Annotated in this window: 23 protein-coding genes and 1 riboswitch; of the genes, 9 read left to right on the top strand and 14 right to left on the bottom strand. The window is 46.3% G+C overall.

Translation table 11 applies throughout. The features are described from left to right. Positions 1-4: 4 nt before the first annotated feature. Positions 5-991, top strand: coding sequence for a helix-turn-helix domain-containing protein (locus CWC46_RS11105; protein WP_237160215.1), 987 nt, complete (start codon positions 5-7; stop codon positions 989-991). A gap of 130 nt (positions 992-1,121) precedes the next feature. Here the strand turns inward: CWC46_RS11105 and fadK are convergent, their stop codons facing one another. Continuing rightward, the gene (gene fadK / locus CWC46_RS11100) at positions 1,122-2,813 is read right to left on the bottom strand and encodes a medium-chain fatty-acid--CoA ligase (RefSeq protein ID WP_021016512.1); all 1,692 of its coding nucleotides are present in this window, start codon (positions 2,811-2,813) and stop codon (positions 1,122-1,124) included. Between the two features lie 93 nt (positions 2,814-2,906). Here fadK and CWC46_RS22850 point away from each other — a divergent pair, with 93 nt between their 5' ends. Continuing rightward, complete coding sequence (locus CWC46_RS22850; RefSeq protein ID WP_157831366.1) at positions 2,907-3,053, top strand: hypothetical protein; 147 nt, start codon at positions 2,907-2,909, stop codon at positions 3,051-3,053. Here the strand turns inward: CWC46_RS22850 and CWC46_RS11095 are convergent. The 4 genes from CWC46_RS11095 to CWC46_RS11080 form a co-directional block, all read right to left on the bottom strand. Beyond that, entirely contained in the window at positions 3,050-3,343 is a 294-nt protein-coding gene (locus tag CWC46_RS11095) for a ferredoxin family protein (protein ID WP_021016513.1), read from the bottom strand. The genes CWC46_RS22850 and CWC46_RS11095 overlap by 4 nt on opposite strands. Further along, a complete protein-coding gene (locus CWC46_RS11090; RefSeq protein WP_021016514.1) occupies positions 3,340-4,629 on the bottom strand; it encodes an FAD-dependent oxidoreductase in 1,290 nt (429 codons plus the stop codon). The genes CWC46_RS11095 and CWC46_RS11090 overlap by 4 nt, the downstream gene beginning before the upstream one ends. Before the next feature lie 109 nt (positions 4,630-4,738). After that, complete coding sequence (locus CWC46_RS11085) at positions 4,739-5,692, bottom strand: electron transfer flavoprotein subunit alpha (RefSeq protein ID WP_021016515.1); 954 nt, start codon at positions 5,690-5,692, stop codon at positions 4,739-4,741. Positions 5,693-5,714: 22 nt separating this feature from the next. Next, positions 5,715-6,479 (bottom strand): electron transfer flavoprotein, encoded by a 765-nt coding sequence (locus tag CWC46_RS11080; protein ID WP_021016516.1) that lies wholly within the window; start codon positions 6,477-6,479, stop codon positions 5,715-5,717. A gap of 909 nt (positions 6,480-7,388) precedes the next feature. On the opposite strand from CWC46_RS11080, the gene CWC46_RS11075 reads away from it, so the two are divergent. Next, complete coding sequence (locus CWC46_RS11075) at positions 7,389-8,300, top strand: AraC family transcriptional regulator (protein ID WP_021016518.1); 912 nt, start codon at positions 7,389-7,391, stop codon at positions 8,298-8,300. A gap of 277 nt (positions 8,301-8,577) precedes the next feature. On the opposite strand, the gene CWC46_RS11070 is transcribed toward CWC46_RS11075, so the two are convergent. The 5 genes from CWC46_RS11070 to CWC46_RS11045 form a co-directional block, all read right to left on the bottom strand. Next, a complete protein-coding gene (locus tag CWC46_RS11070; protein WP_021016519.1) occupies positions 8,578-9,729 on the bottom strand; it encodes an acyl-CoA dehydrogenase in 1,152 nt (383 codons plus the stop codon). 14 nt (positions 9,730-9,743) lie between these two features. Then, complete coding sequence (locus CWC46_RS11065) at positions 9,744-11,339, bottom strand: acyl CoA:acetate/3-ketoacid CoA transferase (RefSeq protein ID WP_021016520.1); 1,596 nt, start codon at positions 11,337-11,339, stop codon at positions 9,744-9,746. Between the two features lie 386 nt (positions 11,340-11,725). After that, on the bottom strand, positions 11,726-12,484 hold the full coding sequence (aroD, locus tag CWC46_RS11055) for a type I 3-dehydroquinate dehydratase (protein WP_021016521.1): 759 nt from the start codon (positions 12,482-12,484) through the stop codon (positions 11,726-11,728). A gap of 158 nt (positions 12,485-12,642) precedes the next feature. Continuing rightward, a complete protein-coding gene (gene ydiB, locus CWC46_RS11050) occupies positions 12,643-13,509 on the bottom strand; it encodes a quinate/shikimate dehydrogenase (protein ID WP_021016522.1) in 867 nt (288 codons plus the stop codon). Positions 13,510-13,583: 74 nt separating this feature from the next. Further along, on the bottom strand, positions 13,584-14,852 hold the full coding sequence (locus tag CWC46_RS11045) for an MFS transporter (protein WP_021016523.1): 1,269 nt from the start codon (positions 14,850-14,852) through the stop codon (positions 13,584-13,586). A 744-nt stretch (positions 14,853-15,596) separates the two neighbouring features. Here CWC46_RS11045 and CWC46_RS11040 point away from each other — a divergent pair. Then, positions 15,597-16,493: a LysR family transcriptional regulator gene (locus CWC46_RS11040; protein ID WP_021016524.1), complete on the top strand. Its 897-nt coding sequence runs from the start codon at positions 15,597-15,599 to the stop codon at positions 16,491-16,493. A 42-nt stretch (positions 16,494-16,535) separates the two neighbouring features. Here the strand turns inward: CWC46_RS11040 and CWC46_RS11035 are convergent, their stop codons facing one another. From CWC46_RS11035 to CWC46_RS11020, 4 genes are all read right to left on the bottom strand, one after another. After that, positions 16,536-17,747, bottom strand: coding sequence for an MFS transporter (locus CWC46_RS11035; protein WP_021016525.1), 1,212 nt, complete (start codon positions 17,745-17,747; stop codon positions 16,536-16,538). A 651-nt stretch (positions 17,748-18,398) separates the two neighbouring features. Beyond that, complete coding sequence (gene aroL / locus CWC46_RS11030) at positions 18,399-18,977, bottom strand: shikimate kinase AroL (RefSeq protein WP_037381862.1); 579 nt, start codon at positions 18,975-18,977, stop codon at positions 18,399-18,401. 12 nt (positions 18,978-18,989) lie between these two features. Then, positions 18,990-19,346, bottom strand: a complete 357-nt coding sequence (locus CWC46_RS11025) for an Aca2/YdiL-like domain-containing protein (protein WP_021016527.1) — start codon at positions 19,344-19,346, stop codon at positions 18,990-18,992. A gap of 592 nt (positions 19,347-19,938) precedes the next feature. Further along, a complete protein-coding gene (locus CWC46_RS11020) occupies positions 19,939-20,748 on the bottom strand; it encodes a helix-turn-helix domain-containing protein (RefSeq protein ID WP_021016528.1) in 810 nt (269 codons plus the stop codon). Between the two features lie 410 nt (positions 20,749-21,158). Here CWC46_RS11020 and CWC46_RS11015 point away from each other — a divergent pair, with 410 nt between their 5' ends. The 5 genes from CWC46_RS11015 to eno all read left to right on the top strand — a co-directional run bounded on the left by CWC46_RS11015 (position 21,159) and on the right by eno (position 26,238). Continuing rightward, positions 21,159-21,878, top strand: a complete 720-nt coding sequence (locus tag CWC46_RS11015) for a (Fe-S)-binding protein (protein WP_021016529.1) — start codon at positions 21,159-21,161, stop codon at positions 21,876-21,878. Between the two features lie 9 nt (positions 21,879-21,887). Next, positions 21,888-23,309, top strand: a complete 1,422-nt coding sequence (locus tag CWC46_RS11010) for a LutB/LldF family L-lactate oxidation iron-sulfur protein (RefSeq protein WP_021016530.1) — start codon at positions 21,888-21,890, stop codon at positions 23,307-23,309. Then, a complete protein-coding gene (locus CWC46_RS11005; protein WP_021016531.1) occupies positions 23,309-24,004 on the top strand; it encodes a LutC/YkgG family protein in 696 nt (231 codons plus the stop codon). Before CWC46_RS11010 ends, CWC46_RS11005 begins: the two co-directional genes overlap by 1 nt. A 154-nt stretch (positions 24,005-24,158) precedes the next feature. Further along, positions 24,159-24,228, top strand: a riboswitch (Fluoride riboswitch). A gap of 285 nt (positions 24,229-24,513) precedes the next feature. Continuing rightward, positions 24,514-24,939, top strand: coding sequence for an adenine nucleotide alpha hydrolase family protein (locus CWC46_RS11000; protein ID WP_021016533.1), 426 nt, complete (start codon positions 24,514-24,516; stop codon positions 24,937-24,939). Between the two features lie 12 nt (positions 24,940-24,951). After that, a complete protein-coding gene (eno, locus tag CWC46_RS10995) occupies positions 24,952-26,238 on the top strand; it encodes a phosphopyruvate hydratase (RefSeq protein WP_021016534.1) in 1,287 nt (428 codons plus the stop codon). Positions 26,239-26,376 lie beyond the last annotated feature (138 nt).

The raw sequence follows: 26,376 nt of genomic DNA, 5'->3' as shown, positions 1-26,376 counted from the left end.
AATCATGATGACTACCACCATTCCTGCTTATGCGCTTTATGGCGAACAATTTGAATTGAGCTGGGAGAATTTCTTCAATGTGGAACGTCTGTCTTTCCGTTCCAGAACATTGGATTGGAAAGTGTCTCCCCACGTACACGAATCCTTACTGCAATTGCTACTTATCCAGCAAGGGGACGTTGACGTCCTGTTGAATTATACCCGTTTCAACGCTCATGCGCCGTGCCTCATTCTGGTGCCGGCACAGACCATCCACGGCCTTGAATATACCCCGGATTCCGAGGGGTTGACGATTACGGCATCCCAAAAACCGCTGGAATCGGTGGTAAGCCTGCTGGCGCCCAATGTCATGAAACTGATTGCGACTCCGTGCATCATTTCACTGGCGCAGGCACAGGATAACCGTGATGTTGTAGAGGATTATTACCAGGCCATGCTGCGCGAACTGCGTATTCCGAACATCAATCAGATCGCCATGGGGGTGTCGTTGTTGACGTCGTTGTTTCTGCATCTGGCCCGGATTAGCGGGCAGGTTGTCGAACCACAGGAGTATGAAATTTGCTCGCGCAAAACGACGCAGATTAACAAGTTTTTGCAGTTGGTCGATCATCAGTTTCGTCAACGGCTATCGGTCAATGACTACGCTTGCAAGATGAGCATGTCGCCGGGTCACCTTTCACGTTTGTGTCGTGTGACGCTCGGTATGTCGAGTCTGGATGTGATTAACATGCGCGTGATTCAGGAAGCCCAGCGTGAACTGGTCTATACCGCCAAAACCATCAAGCAACTGGCAGCGGCTCTGGGGTTCAATGATGAAGCCTATTTCACACGTTTCTTTCACAAACATGTCGGCGTCAGTCCCACACAATTTCGTGAGTTGGCCGTGCGGCAGATTGTTTCATCAGAGACCATCTCCGATGTCTCGGCCACCGATGGTCTTAAAAGCGGCTTTGCTGACGCAGAAGGATCACAACCGATAGCGCTCGCGTAACGAGGAAGTCAGTACGCCGGTTTTCGCAGAATATTCTCCGGCGCCAGTATATCGGCGTCGGAGATAAATGACGTCAGACCATATCGAACAGCTACCCATCAGCTACCCATCAACTACCCATCAGCCCATTTCATAGGGACAGCAAGGAACCCGGCGTCATCGAACTTGCCGTCGCTGGCTCGCCAGATGTTGCAGGCGTCAACCCGAGGCGCTGGATAATATCTTGTCGCAGCAAATATTTCTTGATTTTCCCTGATGCAGTGCGGGGAAGATTATCCACCACGACCAGATATTCAGGATATTTATACTTGGCGACGCGCTTACGGCCGAAGAAGGCGATGACGTCCTCCAACGTTAACTTGTGGGAAGGTTCTTTCAACACCACATACGCACAAGAACGCTCGCCCAAACGTTCGTCCGGCATCGCGACGATGCCCGCCTCGCGCACGTATGGATGTTCCAGTAGAATCTCTTCCACTTCACGGCTGCTGATATTCTCACCACCACGGACAATGATATCTTTCTTCCGGCCAGTGATTTTGATGTACCCCTCCTCATCCATTCGACAGAGGTCACCGCTGTAGTACCAACCGTCATCATCCAGCGATCGAGCAGTCAGTTCGGGTTCATCCAGATATCCCATGAAGACATTGGGGCCGCGGGAGGCTTCCTCACCTTCTTCACCACGAGGAACCAGCGAGCGATCTTTACTGACGACTTTGATTTCGACACCGGGAGCGGCGATACCATCAGTATTGATCACGCGGGACAGCGGATCGTCGAGCTTAACGACAGCATGGGGCGAGCTTTCCGTCGCGCCGTAGACGCTCAGCAATTTGATGCCGACCTGTAGACAATCGCGGGTGATTTTTTTCGGGATAGTGGTACCGCCGCACAGAAAGAAACGCAGTGAAGACAGGTCACAATGCTGTTGTTGTACTGTGCACAACAAGTCATAGACAAACGGGGTTGCTCCCATGACGCAAGTACATTTTTCCCGTACCAGTAAGGTGAGGCAATGCACCGGGTTAAAAATATCCAGCAGCACACTGCGGGCGCCGATGAGAAACGGTGCGGTAACGCCATGCAAAAAGCCGGTGGCATGGGCCAGCGGCGCGGGCATCAATATTGTATCCAGCCAACTCAGATTCAATGTTGCGCAATAGGCGCGTTCGCTGGCCAGGATATTGTTATGAGTAAGCATAACGCCCTTGGGAACCCCTTCCGTACCAGAAGTAAACAACACCGCTGCCAGTTGATCACCATGCACCTTGATCGGATATTCCAGCGGTGGATAGTCTTGCAACACCTGACTGAGCGACGTAGCCGAGAGAGCGGGAGCGAGTTTATCAACCACCACCACCTGTTCTAGATACGGGAGTTGGCAACGAAGAGGCGTAATCATCTCCATCGGACAGGTATTCTTGAATTTCGTCGGTACAAACAATACGCGGGCCTGGCTCTTATTGAGCGTCCAGAGGAGTTCCGTCTCACGGTAAGCGGGCAACAGGGGAACCGAAACAGCACCGGTTTTCAGACAGGCCAGGTAAATCAGCGTGAATTCACACCAGCCGGGGAGTTGAAAGGCAACCCGGTCTCCTGGCTGAATGCCGCAGGCCAGCAGATAGGTAGCCAGACATCCTGCCGTGCGATCCAGTTCGGCATATGTATATGAGGCTCCCTGATTATCAATAACGGCGTTTTTTTCGGGAGCCGCTTTCACCGCCTGATGCCAGTAGTCGGCGAGTGAGGCATCTCCCCAGTAACCTTGTTGTCGATATAATTCCCTGCGTGCAGCGTTGAATTTTATTGTGACAGTCATTGGTTTTACTCAGTTATAAACAGTCCTTCCACCGCGTAATGCCATGCGCTCAACCCCATGATCGGGAGAGAAATACCGGCGGTTCCCAGAGAAATGTCTCACGCCTGGATTCCACCCTGTATCCCGCATTTACGTGAAGGCATAACGTGGCACTGCGCCGTATCGACAATCGACGATACGGCGGACAATACCTATCCTCTTTATATCGAGGGACGTCCGCTTTCCGGCGGAGAGCATTAGCCGAAACGGAACTCAATGCCAAAGGTGCCCTGCGGATATTCCCATTTCTTGAGGATCGTATCGCCGCACAGCACTCGACAAGTACCGCATTCCAGACATCCCGCATAGTCAAAGTGAATATTGCCTTCGCTGTCCTGCTTGTAGAGACCTGCCGGGCAAGCATTAAGCAACTTGCGGAATTGCTCCCTATCCGGATCATCGACCAGAACAATATGCGGGTTGCTTTCGTCCACCCGGAACTTGTTGACCCCCAGTTTCACGTCCACATTTACCGTATTTTCACTGCTCATAGCGCACTCGCCCCCTTGATGCCATCCTTCAGCAGATTCATCAGCCCGACCTGCTTGGCCCGGCGCAATATTTTCGATCGCACGGGTTGGCTAGGGCTGCCATCAATAATGAACATATCGGTCATGATGTCGGCGATCATCCGCGGATATTGAGTAAACATGCGCGGATTTTCCATCATCGCCGGCACCTTGCGATAGCGGTGCATATCCTGTAGCACAAAACTTTGCTCCAGTGTTTTCCGGTAACGCATCAATTGGTTGGCGGAAAAGTCCTGATGGTGTTTCGCGTCGATAGCGGTCAGGGCAGCGGCTTGCGCTGAAGCGATAGCCAAATCCATACCCCGCACGGTGTAACCCAGATTCAGGCAGAGTCCCGCGGCATCCCCGACAATCATGACGCCGTCATCTACCAGCTGCGGCACCATCTCCAGACCACCTTCCGGCACCATGTGCGCAGAATATTCCAGCATGGTTCCGCCCTGAATAAGCGGACGAATAGCGGGATGCTGTTTAAAATCCTCCAGCATCTGCGGTACGCTTTTGGTAGCATGCGCCATGTCACCCAACCCGCAGACCAGTCCCAGCGAGACAGAATCCCGATTGGTATAAAGGAATCCGCCGCCCATCAGACCGTTAGACGGCGAACCGGCGAATAGCCAGGCAGCCCCCTCGCCAGCAGGAAGGTTAAAACGGTCTTCTATCAGGGATGGCGACAGGGATATCAGTTCTTTAACGCCGACGGCATAGTGATGAGGCGCTGATGTCGGCACCATTCCAATCGATCGGCCAAGAAGCGAGTTAACGCCGTCGGCCAGAATAACGATGTTGGATTCCAGCGACTCCTCACCGGCCTGTACACCGATCACCCGATTACCGTCCCTGAGCAGCGAATCGACCCGGACACCAGGGATGAACTGCACACCGGCCTCTTCCGCTTTTTCCATCAGCCAGGGGTCGAACAGGTTACGCAGTACGGTGTAAGAGGCTTTCAGTGGTATATCCGGTTGCTCGCTATGGAAATCCAATGTGACGGCGCTTTCATCGGTGAGAAACGAGATCTTCTCTTTGGTGACTTTGCGCTCGACAGGCGCTTCTTGCGCAAAGCCCGGCATGATTTTTTCCAGACTGTGTGCATACAGACGCCCGCCGGTCATATTTTTACTACCCGCGGTGTTGCCACGCTCAATGACCAAAACATCCAGCCCGGCTTTCGCCATGACATAACCCGCCACACAACCGGCTACGCCAGCGCCGACCACGATGGCATCAAATTTTTCTTCCGACATTATTTCGGCTCCCTATCCCGCCACGATATCCGTCATCTTCTACGTTGCAGACGTCTTCACTTCCTGCAATCCGTAATCAATTCGATATAACGTGGCGGGATTTGCGTCATTAACGGGTCAAGTGCTCAATAAGGGCGGGAACCACTTTATAGATGTCCCCAACCAGGCCATAGTCGGCATATTTGAAGATAGGCGCGTTCTTGTCTTTATTGATGGCGACGATGGTTTTAGCGCCGTTGCCCCCAACCATATGCTGAATCTGGCCGGAAATACCCAGCATCAGATAGAGATCGGACTTCAGCAGCACCCCGGACACGCCGATGTAACGTTCACGTTCCATCCAGTGTTCACCTTCCGCGATCGGACGGGAACAACCGACTTCCGCCCCGATCGCCGTCGCCAGTTCCTGTACCATGCGCAGGTCATCCTGAGAGACCAGGCCACGGCCCACACCAACGACACGTTTGGCTTTACTCAAGTCGACACTGCTCAAGGATTTGGCACGACGCTCTTTACACAAGATTTCCTGACGTGGCGTGACATAAGCGGCCTGATAGACGGGGCAGTCATGGGAAGGATTAGCCGCGATAGGTTCCATTACACCGGGCGCCAGAGTGATAATGGCGATCGGTGTGTTGATTTTTTCGCTACCGAATGCCAGCCCCCCGTACATACGGTGTTCGACACGGGTGCCTTCATCGCTGACCGTTAATGACGTAACGTCGTTAACCACTGCCGCATCAAGCAAGATACTCAATCTGGCGGCCAACGCTTTACCACGTTTCGTCGCGGATAGCAGAATCAGTGTAACGGGCCGAGACTGAGCGGCTGGTTTCTCCACAATGGAAGCCACGGTTTCAGCATAGTTTTCTATACGCTGCTGAGCGGACTTTTCCCCCAGCACATAAAGCATATCCGCACCCAGCGACTTAATGCCAGGCACAGTATCAGCATCCTGTACCAGTACGTTGACATGCTCACCCCACTGGCGTGCGCCAGCCAACAATTCGGCGTAGCGATCGATATTGTCGCTGAACACCCATACATTGGTTAATTTACTCATGATGATTTTTCTCCATCCCGGGTTAGTTCAGCACTTTTTTCAGATGTTCCGCCAATTCGCTAATCGCTTCTGGCGCATCACTTTCAATGATGATGTGTTTACGCTCTGCCTGCGGTGGCACATGGATATGAGTCAGTTCGGTAAAAGGCAGCGTTGGCGTCCAGCCAATATCGGCGGCCTTCCACTGCGTTACCGGTTTTTTCCCGGCGCCGAGGATAGCTTTCATCGACGGGATTTTGGGAACATTAATATCTGAAGTAACACAGAGCACCGCCGGAAGCGGTAGTTCCAGAATTTCCACTTCATCTTCCAGGGTACGTTCAACCAGAATATGGTTATCAACCACCTGAATATTGCTGACGGCATTAACAGTGGGAAGTTGCAACATTTCACCGACGAGCAAGCCGACCTGTTGGGCATATAGATCGCCTGAACCTTCGCCAAACAGTATGAGATCGAAGCCGATTTTACTGGCGGCGGCAGCCAACGCCGCGGCGGTATCTTTAGGGAGCGAGTGTTCCAGATATGCATCCTGAACCAGGTAAAGCGCATGTGGACCGCGTGACAATACGTCTTTACGCACCTTGGTATTTTCCAGAAACTTGCCGCCCACACTGAGCGCCATTACCTGACCATCAGTGCCAGCCAGTTGGGTGGCCGCTTCGATGGCATTCAGGTCAAACTGACTGATTTTGGCATCAGCGCGATCAAAATTGAGCGTCCGCTCTGCGGTAACCACAATGTCTTGCTCTTCGGGTACCAGCTTGAAGCAGGTTATAATTTTCATGGTATCTCCTATCGGCAATAACAGATATTTGAATTAATGGTGAAGGTTTGCATACCTGAATGATGACGCAACAGGCTAATACAACAATTCAGAGAGATGCCAATCGCTGGCAATAAAGGAAAAGGAGATACTTTTTGTTGATTCATATTTTTCTCCGGTTAAAAATATATATCCACTTAATATATGAAGTAAGTTTCTTTACTTCCCTAATGACCGTTTATTAGATAAAAATAATTTATCTCAAGCATCTAAAGGAAGTAGACAAAATTCATGGTGATATATTGATACTGCTCCGAAGAAAAAACGACATGATAATATGTTTTAGTTACCAACTATCTTGCAAAAAAAGTGTTATCTAACACAACCCGGTAGCTATTTGTTTTTATCCCACGCAATGAATTGGTGCATAAAATAAGGCAGATATTAAACATGAGACTAATGCGCAAAAAGAGATGAAAAAACAAGATGTGACGCACATCATAAATATGATTATTTCTTTTAAAAAAAACATTATTAAATTCAGTTAAAAATGAAATTACGTTCATATTGTAAATTCAATGTGGCAAATATGTATATTATTGATTAGCTCAATGTGTAGGTCAGAACCAGTAAATTGATTAATTTCTGTAACAGCGGCATGTTTTATAGTACGTCTGGACCGGCGTACTATCTTGCATGACATACAAACAATCTTGTTTTCGTGCGCCAGGTTCATGTTATAACTATCTTCGCTTACTATATATATCCTAAATAATTCGAGTTACAGAAAGACAACAGCCGGGCCAATCCTCAAGCGATAGCATAGTAAGTAAGCGACTGGGCAGCCAACGCTTCTGCGACGTGAAGCATGGGGTATGTCGTGCCACTCAATGGTTGGCTTAGACCTTACGGTTCAATGTGGAGGTAGTCATGTATCAACGCTGGTTTGACAATAAAACGAATGCCATATTCGAAAATGGACTGACACCTAAACTCTCTCGATATGTTATTAGCGACGATCCCAACTGGGAATCCGGTCATCATGTGCATGAAGTGGAAACCGAACTGATCTATGTAAAAAAAGGGCTTGTCAACCTGACGATTGATTCATCGAATTATGTTGCTCAGGAGGGCGACATTATTGTCATCGAACGCGGTTGTTTGCACTCCGTGGCTTCTGATGCCACATTACCCGCAACGACCTATACCTGTGCAGTTTATGATTTCAAGATTACGGGTCTTGAGGAAAATAGGATAATGCAACCAAACTCATGTCCTATTGTTTCAATAGCAAAAAATAAAAATGTTATAAAAAATATTTTCCATGAAATCAGCATGTTATTACCTCAGCAAATGAATGGTCTCTCATCACCAGTCTATGATGCATTTGGTTATGTTCTCACCGTCATGTTTTATGAGAACTTCAAGAGTGCGTATCGAACTGACTCAGGACATATAATAAAAGATGTATTGGTAAAAGATATCCTGGTTTATTTAAACAACAATTACAGAGAAAAAATCACCTTAGATCAACTCGCGAAAAAATTCCGTGCCAGCGTCAGCTATATCTGCCATGAATTCACCAAAGAGTACCATATATCACCAATAAACTATGTTATTAAACGCCGAATCACGGAAGCGAAGTTTTCGTTAACTAACACAGAGTTATGCCTGAATGAAATTTCTTTCAGGGTCGGATATGAGAATGTCGATCACTTCACAAAATTATTTATTCGGCATGTGGGTTGTTCTCCTTCTGAATACAGAAAACAGTTCAAAAACGATCTCAATGGGCTGGAATATATAACAGAGTTTGGCGAACGCCCAGAAGTGTTAATTTAAGTTTATACCCCAAATAATTCGAGTTGCAGGAAGGCGGAAAGAGAGTGAATCCCGAGGAGCTTACTCAGGTAAGTGATTCGGGTGAACGAACGCCGCCAACACACCTGCAACTTGAAGTATGACGGGTATAGTGATAGATATTCTAGTGCTAATATCACCCCCGACCTTTCTCTGCGAAAGGGAAACTGGGGAAGCTATTAATAGTAAAACGCCTGAATTTCTCAGTAAGTTGAACCCGTTCACCCCATCGGGGATGAACGGAGATGGCCAAATACGACTACTTATTCTGATAATCTTTCAGAATCTGGCGCCCGGCAATATAGATCATGATTTCATCAGTTCCACCGCCAATTCGTTCACAACGAACATCGCGCCAGAAGCGGGAAACGCGGGCATCATCCGTATAACCCAATCCACCCATGATCTGAATTGCGTCATCAATCACTTCAAGCGCGGTACGCGCACAATACAATTTACAGAGTGCGGCACTGGTTCGTAATGATTGATGCATGTCGGCTTGCCATGCCACTTTCAATACCATGTTGCGCATGTTTTCGATTTTTATCGCCATTAAAGCCAGTTTTTCCTGAATCATCTGGTTATGGCCGATAGGTTTGCCAAACTGAATGCGCTGGTTAGCATATTTGGCCGCATCTTCAAATGCACACTCGGCAAAACCGGTACTGCGAGCAGCATTGATAAGACGTTCCATTTCAAAGTTATACATCACATTCAGAAAACCCATGCCCTCTTCACCGACCATGTCGCTTTCATCAACCTCGACATTATCCAGATAGACTTCACAGGTGCTCAGCATATGCCAGCCAATTTTATGCAACGGGTTGATTTTGATGCCTGGACTGTTCGATTCCACCCACCAGAGCGTGAACGCTTTTTTCGGATCTTTTGGTTCAGGATCCCGCGCCAGCACCAACATGTAAGGGTATTCTTTGGCCCCGGTAATAAAAGTCTTCTGACCATTCAAATACACTTTGCCGTTCTTGCGAGTGTAGGCTGTTGTCGCGCTATTGTTGTCTGACCCGGCGCCGGGTTCAGTGAGTGCCAGCGCATAAGCCGGGTCGCCGGTGGCCAATGTGCTTTCCGCCGTTTTCCGCAACTGTTCTGGCGAACCGAACCTTCTCATACTGTGAATACATTGCCCGTTGGTGATCAAAAATGCGGGAGCACCACATTTTGAGACTTCCATCAACGCAAGCATCTGTGTCACATAATCAGCCGGAATACCATTATATTCCTCTGGTACACCTAATAGAGAAATACCATTGTCAGATAACGCCTTCATGAATTCTTTGGGATAAGTTCCCGTTTGGTCGCATGTTCTGAAATATTCTTCAGGGAAATTATTGGTAATAAGTTCCCGAATACTTGCCAACAGCAACTCTTGCTCTTCGGTTAAACCAAAGTCCATATTCTGTACTCCTATTATTTATCTACTTCAGGTAAAACAAATCCCATGACTTTGTCATAAAACATTCTTTCATCCATCAGTTTCAAGTCACTGGATATGATTGGCTTGAAGTCCATTTGAGATAGAATATCTTTTTCCAGATCAACACCGGGCGCAATTTCAATCAAATGTAATCCATCTTCTTTTAACGTAAATACCGCGCGTTCAGTGATATAGCGAACATCCAGCCCACGCTCCAGTGCTATTTTTCCACTGAATGTTATTTCCGGTATCTCTTTTATAAATTTTTTGACTTTCCCTTCCTGAACAATTTTTAGTTTTCCTTCACTAACTTCTGTTTTTAAGCTACCCGCCGTCAATGTTCCGCAGAATATAATTTTCTTCGACGTCGCACTGATATCAATAAACCCGCCCGTGCCCATAATTTTCCCATTAAATTTATGAACACCGACATTACCGTGCTGGTCTATTTCAGCAAAACTTAAATAACAAACATCCAGTCCACCACCATGATAGAAGTCAAACTGGGAGGTCATATCCAGAATAGCGCGGGTATTAACATTAGCGCCGAAAGCGACCCCCTGAGTGGTAATGCCGCCAATAGGGCCGGTTTCTACCGTCAATACGAAGTCATCAGCACAGCCCTCCTCTCTGGCAACCAGACCAATGCCATCAGCAATACCAACGCCTACGTTTCCCACCGCCCCTTTGCGCATTTCAAACAACGCACGCCGTGCAACCAGTTTGCGCTGATTCAGTGGAATATCCATTCTGGTACTGTCGTCAAGCACAAAATCACCAGAAATAAACCGATTAACGGGCGCACCGCCATAAAGCTGCGTCTGAGCCGAATCGACAACCACGATATCGACAAGGTAGCCAGGGATCCTGACTGACTTGGGATGAAGCGTCGCTTTCTTGACCATCTTCTGCACTTGCATCATCACAATACCGCCATTGTTATGCACGGCTTGCGCGATCACTAACGCGTCCAGATACATCACTTCATCTTCAAATGAGGCATAACCTTCGCTATCACATGTCGTGGCGCGGATAAAGGCAACATTAGGTGCGATGGCCTTATAGAAGAGATACTCCTGATTGTCGATTTCAATCAGTTTGATCAAATCTTCTTTGGTCACTTCATTGAGCTTCCCACCTTGCTGTCGTGGGTCAACAAACGTACCGATACCGATATCGCTCAAAACACCGGGTTGATGGGCGGCTGAAGCCCGGATAGTCTGCGTCAAAACACCTTGCGGGTAGTTATAGGCGATAATCTTGTTTTGTTCGGCCAACTCGGAAATACGTGGCGATTGCCCCCAATGGCCGCAAAGCGCCCATCTCACCAAACCTTCCTGGGCCAGTGGGCTAATTCCTTTTTCTGCCCGGTCACCCAAACCCGTTGGGCTGATTAAAGAAAGATTTCGAGGCGATTGTGTATTTTTATAACGTTCAGATAAAGCCGTAATTAATGTTGTGGCTTCAAGAATGCCGCCACCAGCCCCCAAGACACAAAGTGTGGCTTCATCCGGAATATATTTCACAGCGTCTTCCGCAGACAACACCGGGACTCTACCATTAATTCTTTTCGGTTTTTCCAGTTTCATAGGTACTCCTAATCATGATCGAGTTTATTTTTCTCAATCACCTAAAAATATAAGACACTTCACTACAGCTTAAATAACCGAGATAATCTATACCCGTCATACTTCAAGTTGCTGGTGTGTTGGCTGCGCTCGTTCACCCGAATCACTTATCTGAATAAGCTCATCAGGATTCACTCTCTTGCCGCCTTCCTGCAACTCGAATTATTTTGGGTATATATAGCCACGAAAAATGCTATAAAAGTGTCTATCACTTACTTAAATGATTATTTTATACGCCCAATAAACCATCTATTGCAGGACATTAATACACCTACAGCCTGAGTGACCATATATATCTATCCAAGAACCACGAAGGTTCTCGAATAAATAGTCAACCACAGATTGTTTTATGACTGATGTAATATATTTAAAACCGTTCTTAATTCTTTAATTGCTATCTGCCCAGGAGCAGATGCTTTTTTCAATGCTCCGAATGTTGCTGCTGACCCAAATACTTCACCCGATAAGCGAGAAATGATACCGGATTGCGACATAGACATCGTAATAATGGGGCGATCCGCATATTTTTCACTCATTTCCAGTGTGGCTGACAGCAACGTCACCACATCGGTCTTGTTCTGTGGCATCAGGGCGATTTTGGGAATGTCCGCTCCCAACGTCTGCATTTTGCACAAACGCTTGATAATTTCGTCTTTAGGCGGCGTTTTATGAAAGTCATGGTTGGACATAATGACTTTCCCCCCTTTGGCGTGAGCATGTTCTATTGTGGCACTCACCAGTTGATCGCCGGTAAACAGCTCCAGGTCAATCATATCCACTAGCCCGCTATCAATAACCGCTTTATTCAGGGAAATGTATTCATCGGGCGCGATGCTTTTTTCACCCCCTTCTTTTGCGGTACGGAAGGTAAAGAGGATCGGTTTGTCGTGAATAATACGCCGGAGTTTGCGGGCGGCATCGATAACGCTATCGATATGTTTCACATCATCAAAATGATCGATACGCCATTCCAGGATATCAAAGTCAAAATCTTTGTAATATTGCGCTTCCGACTCAACCAGTGGCACATTTTTTCCCATTAATGACACAATGATTTTCGGCGCGCCTTCACCTATTACCAGATTTTTCACGGTTACGGTTTTCATTCTTTTCCCTTACATTAATGCGTTATGGTGGACATCAGCCAGTGTGAACACGAACAACGCCCAGATAATGTTGCTGGCAACCTGGACGAGTAGTGGTCCGTTCCGTTCAGGTGCCATACTGTAGCGACTGGCAACATAAAATAATCCAAACCGGATTACTATGCGTTAAACCCCATGGCCTTTTTAATATATTCCAACGGAAAATCTTTCCCCGTCCAAAGTTTAAACTGTTCTGCGCCTTGCCATAATAACATTCCATAGCCATCGACCGTTTTACAGCCAGCATCCATTGCCATTTGCAATAGCTTGGTGATATGCGGGTTGTAAACGCACTCGGAAACCAGCAAGTCTGGACGCAACATCGATTTGTCACTGACGATACATTCATTTTCCAGCGGTTTCATACCCAATTTCGTACCATTGGTCAAAATATCCGCGCTGGCAATGGCATCGGCAAATGCTTTCTGGTCAGCCAGATCATGAACCGTAATAGTACAATCAGTGTTGTCATTCACCCGTTTTGCAAAGGCAACCGCTTTTTCATAGAACTCATCCTTGCGGTTAAACAACATGATTTCCTTAATTCCTTCGATTGCGGCCTGGGCGCCGATAGCCGTAGATGCGCCGCCAGCGCCGACCAACACCATTTTCTTACCTTTAATATCAAAGCCGCTTTCTTTGATAGCCCGGATATGCCCGGTACCGTCGGTGTTATAGCCGGTAAGATAACCATCATCGTTCACAATGGTATTGATGGCGCCCACCAGTTTGGCGGCTGGGGTTAACTCATTCACATACTCACAAGCCAGTTGCTTATTCGGCATGGAAACACCGGTACCACGCATTTTTAACGCCTTCAGCCCTTCGATTGCTTTACCAAAACACGTATTGTCAACTTCGAAAGCCATATAGGTATAAGGTAAGCCAACCTTTTCCAGTGCTTTATTCTGCATTTCAGGTGATAAACTGTGTCTGATGGGGTAAGCCATTAATCCAATCAGTTCATATTTTGCAGTTACATCCATTAGAAACTCCTTAATTTATTCTCTCAATTTAACGCAAAGTTCATTAAAAACGTATTTCTCATACAATGCGTTATTTATAAATGCAGTGGTTTTCCGTCTTCTTTTCTTATTATAAAAAAGCGCTCTCCCAACCGCACATCATTAGCTGGTATATTGAATATTTTATAGTAACGGACAAAAACAATTATCGCGGTGATAAAGGCTAATATAGCGAATGCGACATCCAGTAATATAATGTAATTCAATCCGATTTCTGATAAATATCCGGTAATCAGTGGAATAAGGAAGTTTGACAACCCGCCCATCAACATATAGAGGCTCGTCACCCTGGCCTTACTTTTCGGGAAGAATTCGGACATGACGGAAACGCCGAGTTGCAGCAACCCACCGGCGGCGGAGAAACCAATGATGAAGGAACCAACATTACAGACGAGCGATGATGGATACAGATAGATCACGATACCGGCAGCTACGGCTAATCCAGAATTGAACACATTAGCCCAAACGGGACGGACCATTCTTTTTAACAGCAAGGCAAAAACGAACACGCACACTAACGAGCCTATACTGTAGTAAGAGATTGTTTTCAATGCGTCAGCTTCTGCCATACCCGCATAGGCCATTGCATATTTGGGCATCCAGACAACAATCACATAAAACGTTGAGAATATGGCGACACCAAACACAATTGAGGCGACCCCTTCAAGCCATGCCAGCGGCTTTTGGTTCATCTGTGGCAAGTCTTTGGTAATATTGGCGTCAACCAGCTGGCTGGGGAACTTACTCTTAAGCAGTAGTAACGTGACAAAGATAAATAGAATACCCGGGATGATGATACCGTAGCCATACCAAATATGATTCACCAGTAAATAACCGACTAATAACGGATAGAACATCTGACCGAAAGAGACCATAGCTTTGATCAGAATGACCGCAGAACCGGATGTTTTGGGGTAACATTCCATTAATGCCGGGTATGCACCGGTATCCAATGCCGCATTCGCTACACCGACACAGACGGCCAGAATAAATGCAACGATCAAGTTAGGACTGGCGGGAATACCGAAGAAGAACACGATATATAAGATGACACCCAGCAGGATCACGAAACGTCTACCAAACTTGTCAGATATTACGCCGAAGAATAGGATACTGATCAGTCGACCCAATCCTATACCTGAAATCAGGTAGGCAATACCGGCATTATCGGTGCCAAACTTGGTGGCCAAAGGGGTCATATTCTGTGCCAAGGTAATGACACTGACGCCATGAAGAAAATAGCTCAGATATATACCTATGACAGCTAATAAAAATGGCGCATTGAAGGCCTTATTCTGGCTCATTCTTTTCTCCGTTTATAGTTAATGTTTTTATTACTCATTTCCTGATGTCTTACTTCACATTTTTGTTCTTTATTTACACTGTCTTCATATACTTTATAAAATTTTACCAAATTAATATTCATGGTTAATGTATAAAATAAAGGAAACAATTAATACGTAATATAAGGTTTTTGTTGTCAACTTTATTGCACGCAATCAAGGAAGAGAGTGTCGATCTTTGTTGAGGATTTGTTTGTTATTTTACAAAAAAAACACATTATGCAGATGAAATACCATCACGAGATACATCAACATAATAAATAAATACTGAGAGATAGATCAAATTTATTTTTTGTTCCCGAGTAAATAACATAAGTTTTTTTTGTAAAAGAGGCTAATCAGGAAAAAAATAACATTTTTAATGTGAATGAATAAGCATCAGACGGTATCTTTTAACTAACCGTGATACCCGATAGTAGACGATATTTGCCTTTTTCATGTTTATGACAATTATCAATTAACAACTTAGCTACGTTTTCTCCCGGCATAAAGTGACAAGAGGACATGTTATATTGCATCACACCATAATAATTTTGCACACCGAGACAAGATAGTACGGTTTTTACTGCGATACTCATTGACTCCATGTAAGTAGGCCCACACGACATAATGTGATTTAATCAGCGACATCTTCCTCTCGCTTGCAGTATGTTGATATTGTCAGGCCACAAAAATACACGCTTCACTAACTTCATGAGATGTAGAATGAATTTAAAACAATTGCACTATTTCAAAAGACTGGCGGAAAGACAACATTATACGGAAGCGGCATCAAGTCTGTATATTACACAACCTTCATTGAGCCACGCTATTTCCGAGCTGGAAAAAGAGCTGGGTGTAACTCTGTTTGAAAAATGCGGCCGAAATGTTCGTATAACACAATGCGGGAAAACCTTTCTGCCCTATGTAGACAATGCGCTTCTTGAACTGGAAAAAGGCCGCATTGCATTGCAGAAAATGTGTGGCGCCAACGATGGCGTCATCAATCTGGCCTTTATTTACACTATGGGCGAAACAGTGGTGCCACAGCTAATAGATCGTTTTATTCACATTCCAGATAATAAAAATAAGCGTTTTTCCTTTTTTCAAGGAACAACCCTGTCTATTGTAAAGGAACTCAAGGAAGACAAATTCGATATGGCGCTTTGTTCCCATATTGAGGATGAAACGGATGTGGAATTTACTCCGTTAATCAGCCAGGAACTGGTGTTGGTTACCGCCCGCGATCACCCGCTGGCACAACGCCATGACAGCGAAATCGAGCTGGAGGAAGCTATCTCCTATCCGTTTATTTTCTTTTCGCAGAAAAGCGGCTTGCGCCAATTCATCGATAAAATATTCATGCAGAAAAAACTGATCCCTGAAATTACCTGCTATGTAGAAGAGGACATGGCAATGGTGGGCCTGGTTGGCATTAATTATGGTATCGCCATCATGCCGCGCATCAGCACACTGGCTCACTCCAATGTGCATGTTATGCGCATTCGGGATCCTGGACAGACCCGTTATGTCTATCTGGCGACGCACAAGGACAGAATACTATCGCCGGCGGCGGAATCCTTTAAGCAGTTCATATTAAGTTCCTGTCAGTCGATACAGTAGGAATGCAAATATCCCGCGGTGTTGTTCCCTGTCAGCCAGGTGTTAAATCTCTATCTGATTCATGTTGATGCGCGCTTCCATGTCACGATAACCAATAAACAGTGCTGTCAGGAAACCAACAGCGGCGAGGCCGACATCGAACCACATGATACTGGCGATACTGATTTGCGACAGCCAGGCGGTAATCAAGGGGACAGTGAAAGTAGCCAAGCTGCCCGCACTGTAATAAATAGCAGTAGCCTTCCCTTTTGCATGGGGAAAACGGAGCGCCATGATCGTTAACCCCAATTGCAAGACGCCTCCCGCAGCAGAAAAACCAATCACAAAGGCAAACACGAACACTGTCGCAACGGTCGGGTGCAGACACACAAACAACAGTGTGATGAATGAGACAAACGTACAGAGCATCAACACCATACTGGAATTGGTGACTTTCTTCGCCAGACTAGCGGTAATAAAAACACCCGACAGGGAACCTACGGTATAAAGACTCAGCAATTTGATCGACATCTCATAGGGCATACCCGCCACAAACTGTCCATACTGTGCCAACCACTGGCTGACCAGATAGAAGGTGGCCATGGAAATGTATCCATAAACAATGAAACTAACGAGATCCAGTTTAGAACAGGTGCAACCGTTAGTGCGCCTTTGCGCTGACGTGTTCGGTTTTTTATCTACTTTAGGTGTAGGCCGAAAAGGGGGAAAAGGGTGCCGGAACAGACATACCGCGTTTAGCAACATGATGCCAGCAGCAGTCAGGAACGACCAGCCGAACCAGAGATTAGCCCAAACCAATACGCTAATCACCATCGGTAACAGAAATTGTCCGCAGGAAACGAATGCTTTGATGAGGATATTAGCTGTGCCAGGACTGTTGGGAAACGCTTCCATCAATGTCGGATAGGTGCCGGAATCAAGAAAACTGTTTGCCATGCCTGCCATAAGGCCAAAGCAGTATGCGACGGCGATACTCTTCGTACCAAGGATACCCAGAAAGAACACCAGATAGAAAATGATTCCCAGGTAGATAAAAGGCTTACGACCGAATCGGTCTGAAAGCGAACCGGCGAACAACAGCAAACTTAGCCGACCGATCCCTAATGACGAAATGACGATCGACACGCCAGCTGCATCAGTTTGCCACTGTTGCTCCAGGTGCTGCATATTCAGGCTCATCAATATGACACCCATCCCATGCACCAGATAGTTAAGATATAACCCGAACGCAGTCGGTATATAGCGATTTTTCATACAGGCCTTCGGTTCAGAAAAGGATGTTTTTGATGCAATGACCGGTATTATCTTCCCTGCCCGGATGCCAAAAATGCGTAGTCCATTGAATGAGTGATAATCTTGTTTCTCTCCTGGGTTCTCAGTGCAGAGCCTGAAAATTTATAAATGACTCCCGTCTTTCAAAAACCTTACAGCCCAAAATTCTGCTTATCGAAAGTATGACAATACGATTTTTTAGTGTTATTCCAATGAATAAAATAAGCGGTAAAAAACAGGTGTAACTATTCATCCTCCCCGCACTTCACGGTAAAATATCTGACAGAGTGAAGACAAAAAACAGGGTTTTAAATGGCCACAAGTAGACTCCAGAATAAAATATTTCGATACCTTTTACATTACCAACTATTTAGCACAATAAATAATTAATTTTTTCTTAAAAACCCATAGATTATTTCTATAGAGAAACCGATGATAAATAATATTGTGAGCCAAGTGACATAAATAAAATAAAAAAACCATTTTCATTCACATAAATCAGGACATAAATGCAACATGTACCCTCTATTTTTGAAATACCCTAAAAATAGAGGGTACATTACCAGAAACAGAATTTACCCAACGTCCTGTTCCCTTGTCGAATATTATGAGTCAATGAGAACGCTATAGATGTTATTCTGAATGAGTAGCCCTCTCAATGGGAAAAAGACGAGAGACATCGTTGGCAGCGTCATTCAGCAATGCACGGTATATAGACTTAATCGCCTCGACAACCTGTTCTTTTTCTTCGTTGGCATTAATCACATAATGGGCCGCATCATGATAAAGCGGATCACGTATTCTGATCACATCGGAAATCTCATCGGTAATGGATAGCCCCGTCAGCGAAGGACGCTGGTTTACCGCCGGATTGGATTCGAGACGCCTGATCACCATCTCGACCGATGTTGAAAGGTAAAACACAATACCTTTATTTTTTATATAATTACGATTCATCTCTGAAATCACCATTCCCCCACCAGTAGCGACGATATAACCGGAAATGGCAACTTCCTTCAATATTTGGCTTTCGATCATACGGAAGGCATCCCAGCCCTGTTCATCGACAATCTGTGCAATCGTTTTATGGGTTTTTCTCTGTACCATTTCATCCGTGTCAACAAAGCTAAGCTTCAAACATCTTGCAAGCATCTTTCCTACTGTCGTTTTTCCTGACGCGCGGGGTCCCACAAGTATGATCGTATTTATCATTTATCTATCCCTTCAACACAATCGTTCCAGATCGCGGGAATAAAGCTCATTGGCGACGGATTGATACACCTTCCATTCCAAAAAGTCACCATCCGTATAAACCGAAAGAAACGCATCAAAATCGATAAAGGATCGCATGGTGTTATTACCAATTCGATTGTTTATTTTTTTAATGATAGCGTTAATCCTCTCTTTTCTTTCCTTATTAAGGTGAGATAGTTTTTCAATAACCGAGGGAGGAATTTCCTTTTCCCCTCTTTCCCACATTAACCATTGCTCGGTGTTCCCATCTCCAGCAATATGGAGCGCAGCTTCCTCTACACTCAACAGAAAAAGCTGGCGCATTGCCTGTAGCTCCAGATGATTCATAGTGTATTACTCCTAAATTTTCAGGATTGATCTGTAATTAAATATCACTTTCACACAGCCATGGAGTATGATCAATATCACATTTTTATTGAATAAAAAAAAGAACAGACAAAATATCTTCACTGAAAAGTAAATATCTTCCGGCTTTATAAATGTAGTCATTATGTTTGTTTTATATTATTTCAAAGTTACAAACCGATAATCATATAAAATTAGTAGTAGAAATCGAGTGCATTTGTTATTTGATTAGGCATTTTACGCCCTAATTGGTAAGGCACATTAATTTATACTGAGGAGACAGACAGAATAAAAGTGTTAATATTGAAGAGAATGATGTTGTAGCAAAAACGCCTCGGAAACAATCACAATGTCCAGTCCGATACTTTTGCGCCACCGCCCTCCATACTTATTAACGTATACGGCTAAAATATCTGTTTAGCCAAGAGAGATTTTTATGCAGAGGAAGTCAGGGAATCTCCCCCCTTTCGACACTACAATCGATGCCCATCTGGCCATCCGTTTAAAACGGAACGGCATTGTGCGGCAGCCGTCTTGATCCCCTTCCGCCGATATGAGTATTGGATTGCAAATGTTAGTAACGTGTCGGAGGAACGCCAAACATCTGGCGAAAAGCGAAGGTAAAAGACGCAATGCCGGAGTAACCAAGATCCAGGGCCACCTGGGTAACACTGCGATTATTTTTCAGCATGATGACGGATTCCAATAACCTCATTTTCTTTTTCCACTCGCTGAATGAAATACCCGTTTCTTTTTTAAAACGACGCGAAAAAGTGCGTATCGACATACTGGTTTTCTCTGCCCACTCTTCAATGCTATGAGCCATACCCGGATTTGCCTGTATCTCTCTACAGACATGCATAAATGTAGGGGAACGTGGCCAGGATAACGAAAACCCGGCATCCGGCAGTTGTAAAAGAAGATTAACCAATACCGTTACCAGCATACCATCGTGCTGATCTTCATCATAAAGAACGGGAGTGTTTTCCGTAGCGTAATGAATAAATTCCCTAACAAAATGACTGATTATCACTACGTTACAGTAACTGTTGTTAATATTGATGAAATCAGGTTCAAGATATAAACACTCGAGTAGCACATCACTCATAGCCCATATACGGTGCGGCGTATTGGCGGGAATCCATATGCCATGGAATACCGGCACAATAAGCGTTTTGCCATCAATCTCCACCCGCATACTGCCTTCACGCGCATAGAGAAACTCAATAAACGCATGTTGATGTCGCACGATATATATCTTTTTTTTCAACGGGTAGGTTCGAAAATAGACCGGACGCGGCAAGTCACTCACTTCTTCAGGGACAGAAACCGGCAAATACAGCTCATATGGCTTCTTTGCCAGCCCGGTGTAATGATGCGGCATAAAGTTGTCCTCTAATCGATAGATAACGGCGTTATATAATAACATAAGACATCATATTTTGGGTGATAATCATGCTGAGTTCAGCATCTTGTCGCAATGAGTAAACGGGATATCTGCCCTTAAATTCACATAGTGTTTTTAATAATGGTTATTGGGATGGCATCGTTTTTTTGAACTATCCGATCCCAATTTACCAACCCATTAATTACATCTGGGGAGATCAGACGTTTCTACGTCATCGCTGACTTTATGATGGCAGAAACAGATGAAGCGTCTATGCATGCAAAATAGCAATACCGATAACAATGCCGCAAAGCGTTAAAAACAGAATCAGGATGGCAATAGACAACCTGGACAAACGTCAATTCCAGCCAGGTATTTTAATCCGCTAGCGCAACAGGAGAATTGTCGTGAACATTAATTTTTTCGTCACCTGCATCGGTGATGCTCTCAAGTCACGTATGGCACGCGATTCCGTGCTACTGCTGGAACAGCTTGGCTGTACGGTCAACTTTCCGGAAAAACAGGGATGTTGCGGACAACCCTCCATCAACAGCGGCTACATCAAGGATTCTATTCCCGGGATGAAAAATCTTATTGCCGCGCTGGAAGAAAACAACGATCCGATTATTTCGCCAGCGGGTTCCTGTACCTACGCCATCAAGAGCTATTCTACCTATCTGACGGCGGAACCCGAGTGGATGCGCCGCGCCGAAGCTGTCGCCAACCGTATGCACGATCTCACGTCATTTATTGTCAATCATCTGGGGGTAACCGATGTGGGCGCCCGGTTACCCGGCAAAGCGGTCTATCATCCCTCCTGTAGCCTGTTCCGTAAAATGGGCGTTCGCGAAGAGCCGCTCACACTGCTTAGCCATATCAGAGACCTGGAACTGTTACCGTTTCAAGGCCAGGAAACCTGTTGCGGATTCGGTGGCACTTTTTCGGTCAAAATGGCGGAGATCTCCGGCGAAATGGTCAAAGAAAAGGTCAGCCATATGATGGCCGTTCAACCGGATTATCTGATTAGCGCCGACGTGAGTTGCCTGATCAACATTGGTGGGCGCATACAGCGCGAAGGTCATCCCGTCAAAGTGATGCACATCTCCGAAGCACTGATGAGTCGATAAGGAATTGATATGTACCTGAAAACCAGCGACGTAAAATTCAAGGATCGCATCCGTATCCAGATTGAAGACCCTATCATGCGCAAGGCCGTCGCCAACGCGCAGGAGCGTATCGGCACCAATCGACAGAAAATGGTGGATGAATTGGGCCATTGGGAAGCGTGGCGTGACTATGCCGGGCAAATCCGCGACCATGTGCTCAGTAATCTGGACGCCTATCTCTACCAATTATCGGAACAGGTCATCGCCAACGGGGGTCATGTCTGCTTCGCAAAAACCAAAGAAGAGGCCACCCAGTACATCCTACAGGTTGTTCAATCTAAAAATGCCAGCAAGGTGGTGAAATCCAAATCAATGGTTACCGAAGAGATCGGTATCAACCACGTATTGCAGGAAGCCGGCATCAACGTCATTGAAACCGACCTTGGCGAGTATATTTTACAGTTGGACCAGGATCCGCCTTCCCATGTGGTAGTGCCCGCCATCCATAAGGATCGTTATCAGATTCGCCAGGTGTTGCATGAAAAACTCGGCTATGACGGCCCGGAAACGCCAGAGGCAATGACCCTGTTTATCCGCCAGAAAATTCGCCAGGATTTTCTCAGCGCCGAGGTTGGTATCACCGGCTGTAACTTTGCCGTGGCGGAAACCGGCTCGGTTTGCCTGGTCAGCAATGAGGGTAACGCCAGATTGTGCACCACCTTGCCCAAAACCCATATCGCGGTGATGGGCATGGAGCGTATCGCACCAACGTTTGAAGAAGTGGACGTACTGATCACTTTGCTGGCACGCAGCGCGGTAGGGGCGCGCTTGACCGGCTATAACACCTGGCTGACCGGTCCACGCCAGGCGAACCATGTTGATGGTCCGGAAGCGTTTCACTTGGTGATTGTCGACAACGGTCGCTCACAGGTACTCGGTTCATCGTTTCGCGATATTTTGCGCTGTATTCGCTGCGGGGCCTGTATGAATACTTGTCCGGCCTACCGCCATATCGGCGGTCATGGTTACGGATCGATTTATCCCGGACCGATTGGTGCTGTGCTTTCTCCACTGTTAGGTGGCTATCAGGATTTCAAAGATCTGCCTTACGCCTGCTCATTGTGTACCGCCTGCGACTCGGTATGTCCGGTGCGGATTCCGCTCTCAAAACTGATCCTCAAACACCGGCGCATCATGGCGGAAAGTGGCATGACATCCAGGGCCGAGCAGCGAGCGACCAAAATGTTCACTTACGTCAATAGTCATCCAGCGCTGTGGAAAGTCGGTATGGTTGCTGGCGCACGTGCGGCAAGCTGGTTCATTAAAGGCGGTAAAGCGCCGATCGACATCGGTGCCATCGGAGAATGGACCGAAGCACGGGATCTACCGGAAGCCGACGGTGAAAGCTTTCGCAGCTGGTTCAAAAAACATCAGGCGCAGGGGAATAAATAATGGAAAACCGTGATGCATTTCTGGCCGGGATCGCTCAACAACTTGGGCGCGACGTTCGTCATACACCAGAACCGCTCCCAACGCTGATGAACAATTATGCCCGCACACGGCTAACGGAACTGAGCATCCAACAGCGATATGAGACGTTTATCGACATTGCTTCCAATGTCATGCTGACGCACTGTGAACTGACGTCTGAAGCGGATGTAGCACAGGCGGCGTTACAACTGTGTGACCGATATGGACATGCTCCGGTGATCGTAAGTGGTGATTCCCGGCTGGCCACTCTGGGCATTACCCCATGGCTACAGCGTGAATGTCAGGCGGCAGTCTGGTCATCAATCGACAGTAATGCGCCGATCCGCCAGGCCGAACAAGCCAAAATTGGTGTGGTCTACGCCGAGTACGGCCTGACTGAGTCGGGTGGTGTAGTACTGTTCTCGACAGCGGAGCAAGGCTGTGCGATCAGTTTACTACCCGAGTCCTCGATCTTTGTGCTGCGCAAGAGCGCTATACTGCCACGCGTCGCCCAATTGGCGCAGCGCCTGCATCAGATGGCGCAGCAAGGTGAGCGTATGCCTTCTTGCATCAATCTCATCAGTGGGCCCAGCTCCACGGCAGATATTGAGCTGATCAAAGTGGTCGGGGTGCATGGTCCGGTCAATGCCGCTTATTTGATCATAGAGGATTGCTGATACAGGCGACGGCACACCGCGCAAATGAAGGCGCTTTGCTCAAGCGGCCAGTGACTTCGGGTGATCGCCAAAACAGTGATCACCCTGAGTCAATACGTAACACTTCCATACAGTCTGTCGGTTGTGAAGATATAATGTGTGGTCTATATTCATACCTATAAAAGGTAATGGCGTACTACCTTCCCCAACCGCTATAGAATATAGCTGATGACGCCTGGCTTACGTTTCCTTAATCAAGGAGGAGTATCGTATGTCAGGCTATTTTTCTCGACATCTGTTTCTCTTCTGCACTATTTCAGGGGAGATTATGTGTTACATGACTGATTATAAAAATTCTGATACCAACATAATTGGCTGCGCCTGGCCAAGAGCCTGTGACATTCCATATTCCTCCGCTCATGGAGGTAAAACTTATCGGTCCCGATACTACCTGTCTGTCAGCGTCAATGAGCCGGGAAAAACCGTCTTCCGGGATTCACTCAATAACGTCAGCAACAAGAGAGACTGCCATGAATATCTATAAACACGCATTGGTTTTAATCCATGATGAGAAAGACGGCGCCATTTTATTAAGGCACGCGGCAAAGATTTCAGATAATGGCAATATGAAAATCACACTTGGGCATATTAGTTTCAATTATCTTGCCATGAATTATATTTCTGACTCTCGTACGGAGGGTGTGCAATCAAGAGAAGTAATAGAAGCCAAGTCAATGTTTAGTAAAGTCGTTACGGCTGTTCCTGAAAATGTCGATACAGTCGTACTCGTCACATTACGCCGATTCGATGATGTTGAAAAACTTATCCATGAAAAAAATATAGATCTTGTCATCGCGGGACATACTAATCGATTTTTGGGAATTATCAGTTCCCGTTCCCTTGAATTTATCAATCACCTTGATGTTGATGTGCTTATAAAACATATTAATGCTTAATTAGGAGTCATTATGAGTTTCAAAATTGAAAAAATCCTGGCCAGAGAGATTCTGGATTCCCGAGGCAACCCAACCGTTGAAGTAGAGGTATATACTCCCTGTGGCGCTTTTGCCAGAGCATCCGTACCATCAGGCGCGAGCACTGGCGAGAGAGAGGCTATAGAGAGACGTGATGGAGACAAAAACCGGTTTGGCGGGAAAGGCGTCAAGAATGCGGTAAACAGCATCACACATGAAATAAGCGACATGCTTATTGGCCAGGACATACGGGATCAAAAAGCAATTGATAATAAAATGATTGCGCTTGATGGCACAGAAAATAAAAGCAAACTGGGTGCCAATGCCATTCTGGGTGTTTCGCTGGCCGTGGCTCGTTTAACGGCGTCAGTCTATAACATGCCACTTTACCGTTATATCGGGGGAATGAGCGCCAATTTATTACCTGTACCCTGTATGAATATCATCAATGGCGGCGTTCACGCCCGGGGTCAGGGCGCAGATTTCCAAGAGTATATGATTGCGCCAGTGGGCGCGCCTACTTTCCGTGAAGCCATGCGCTGGGGTAGCGAAGTTTATCAAACCTTAAGACAAATTCTCATCAGTAAGGGGTTGAGTGCCGGTGTTGGCGATGAAGGCGGGTTTGCGCCTATCGTTTCATCCAATCGACAGCCGCTGGAACTGATTGTCCAGGCAATCGAGCAAGCCGGATATCGTCCTGGGGATGATATCGGAATATGTATGGACCCGGCATCAAGCGAATTCTGTAAAGAGGGTAAATATCATCTCCGCACCGAAAATGTCGCCTTAACATCCCAGGAAATGACAGATTATTACCAGGGGCTGATTAAAAACTTCCCCATCATTCTGCTTGAAGATGGCCTTGCAGAAGATGATTGGGACGGGTGGAAATATCTTAATGACACCATTGGACACCAGGTGGAATTGGTCGGCGATGACCTGTTTGTTACCAACGTAAAATACATACAGCGTGGGATAGATGAACAGTTAGCCAATGCAGCGTTGATAAAACTGAACCAGATTGGCTCATTGAGTGAAACCATTGATGCGGTTCACCTGTGCCATCAACATGGTTGGGGGACATTTATATCGCACCGTAGTGGCGAAACCGTGGATTCCTTTATTGCCGATATGACAGTCGGTTTGATGGCTGGTCATCTTAAAACCGGGGCACCATGTCGTGGTGAACGTATAGAAAAATACAATCAGTTAATGCGAATTGAAGAGGAACTTGGCAGTGCGGCAGTCTATGCAGGTAAATCAGCTTTCGTGACATACTAACCCACTGTTTATCGGCAGAAGGCGCAAACAATAGTAGCCGCCACTGAACATCGTCCGCTATGGACATGTTATATGGAGGCTTAATTACTCGCCAACCTTCTGCCGACAATGGATAAAACGCTTAAACCACTTTCCTGC

It is taken from the genome of Prodigiosinella confusarubida (genome assembly GCF_002847015.1).
GTDB classification, from domain to species: Bacteria; Pseudomonadota; Gammaproteobacteria; order Enterobacterales; family Enterobacteriaceae; genus Prodigiosinella; species Prodigiosinella aquatilis.
The sequence above is the reverse complement of the archived record's forward strand: the minus strand, read 5'-3'. Positions and strand labels throughout refer to the sequence as shown.

Bases quoted from the DNA above. Each gene is read 5' to 3' on its own strand.
- CWC46_RS11105 (WP_237160215.1), top strand. From the start codon at position 5: ATGATGACTACCACCATTCCTGCTTATGCGCTTTATGGCGAACAATTT.
- CWC46_RS11020 (WP_021016528.1), bottom strand. From the start codon at position 20,748: ATGCCGCATCATTACACCGGGCTGGCAAAGAAGCCATATGAGCTGTAT.
- CWC46_RS11040 (WP_021016524.1), top strand. From the start codon at position 15,597: ATGAATTTAAAACAATTGCACTATTTCAAAAGACTGGCGGAAAGACAA.
- CWC46_RS11085 (WP_021016515.1), bottom strand. From the start codon at position 5,692: ATGAGTAAATTAACCAATGTATGGGTGTTCAGCGACAATATCGATCGC.
- aroD (WP_021016521.1), bottom strand. From the start codon at position 12,484: ATGAAAACCGTAACCGTGAAAAATCTGGTAATAGGTGAAGGCGCGCCG.
- CWC46_RS11005 (WP_021016531.1), top strand. From the start codon at position 23,309: ATGGAAAACCGTGATGCATTTCTGGCCGGGATCGCTCAACAACTTGGG.
- eno (WP_021016534.1), top strand. From the start codon at position 24,952: ATGAGTTTCAAAATTGAAAAAATCCTGGCCAGAGAGATTCTGGATTCC.
- CWC46_RS11070 (WP_021016519.1), bottom strand. From the start codon at position 9,729: ATGGACTTTGGTTTAACCGAAGAGCAAGAGTTGCTGTTGGCAAGTATT.
- CWC46_RS11095 (WP_021016513.1), bottom strand. From the start codon at position 3,343: ATGAGCAGTGAAAATACGGTAAATGTGGACGTGAAACTGGGGGTCAAC.
- CWC46_RS11045 (WP_021016523.1), bottom strand. From the start codon at position 14,852: ATGAGCCAGAATAAGGCCTTCAATGCGCCATTTTTATTAGCTGTCATA.
- CWC46_RS11010 (WP_021016530.1), top strand. From the start codon at position 21,888: ATGTACCTGAAAACCAGCGACGTAAAATTCAAGGATCGCATCCGTATC.
- CWC46_RS22850 (WP_157831366.1), top strand. From the start codon at position 2,907: ATGTCTCACGCCTGGATTCCACCCTGTATCCCGCATTTACGTGAAGGC.
- CWC46_RS11025 (WP_021016527.1), bottom strand. From the start codon at position 19,346: ATGAATCATCTGGAGCTACAGGCAATGCGCCAGCTTTTTCTGTTGAGT.
- CWC46_RS11000 (WP_021016533.1), top strand. From the start codon at position 24,514: ATGAATATCTATAAACACGCATTGGTTTTAATCCATGATGAGAAAGAC.
- CWC46_RS11035 (WP_021016525.1), bottom strand. From the start codon at position 17,747: ATGAAAAATCGCTATATACCGACTGCGTTCGGGTTATATCTTAACTAT.
- CWC46_RS11075 (WP_021016518.1), top strand. From the start codon at position 7,389: ATGTATCAACGCTGGTTTGACAATAAAACGAATGCCATATTCGAAAAT.
- fadK (WP_021016512.1), bottom strand. From the start codon at position 2,813: ATGACTGTCACAATAAAATTCAACGCTGCACGCAGGGAATTATATCGA.
- CWC46_RS11080 (WP_021016516.1), bottom strand. From the start codon at position 6,479: ATGAAAATTATAACCTGCTTCAAGCTGGTACCCGAAGAGCAAGACATT.
- CWC46_RS11065 (WP_021016520.1), bottom strand. From the start codon at position 11,339: ATGAAACTGGAAAAACCGAAAAGAATTAATGGTAGAGTCCCGGTGTTG.
- aroL (WP_037381862.1), bottom strand. From the start codon at position 18,977: ATGATAAATACGATCATACTTGTGGGACCCCGCGCGTCAGGAAAAACG.
- CWC46_RS11090 (WP_021016514.1), bottom strand. From the start codon at position 4,629: ATGTCGGAAGAAAAATTTGATGCCATCGTGGTCGGCGCTGGCGTAGCC.
- ydiB (WP_021016522.1), bottom strand. From the start codon at position 13,509: ATGGATGTAACTGCAAAATATGAACTGATTGGATTAATGGCTTACCCC.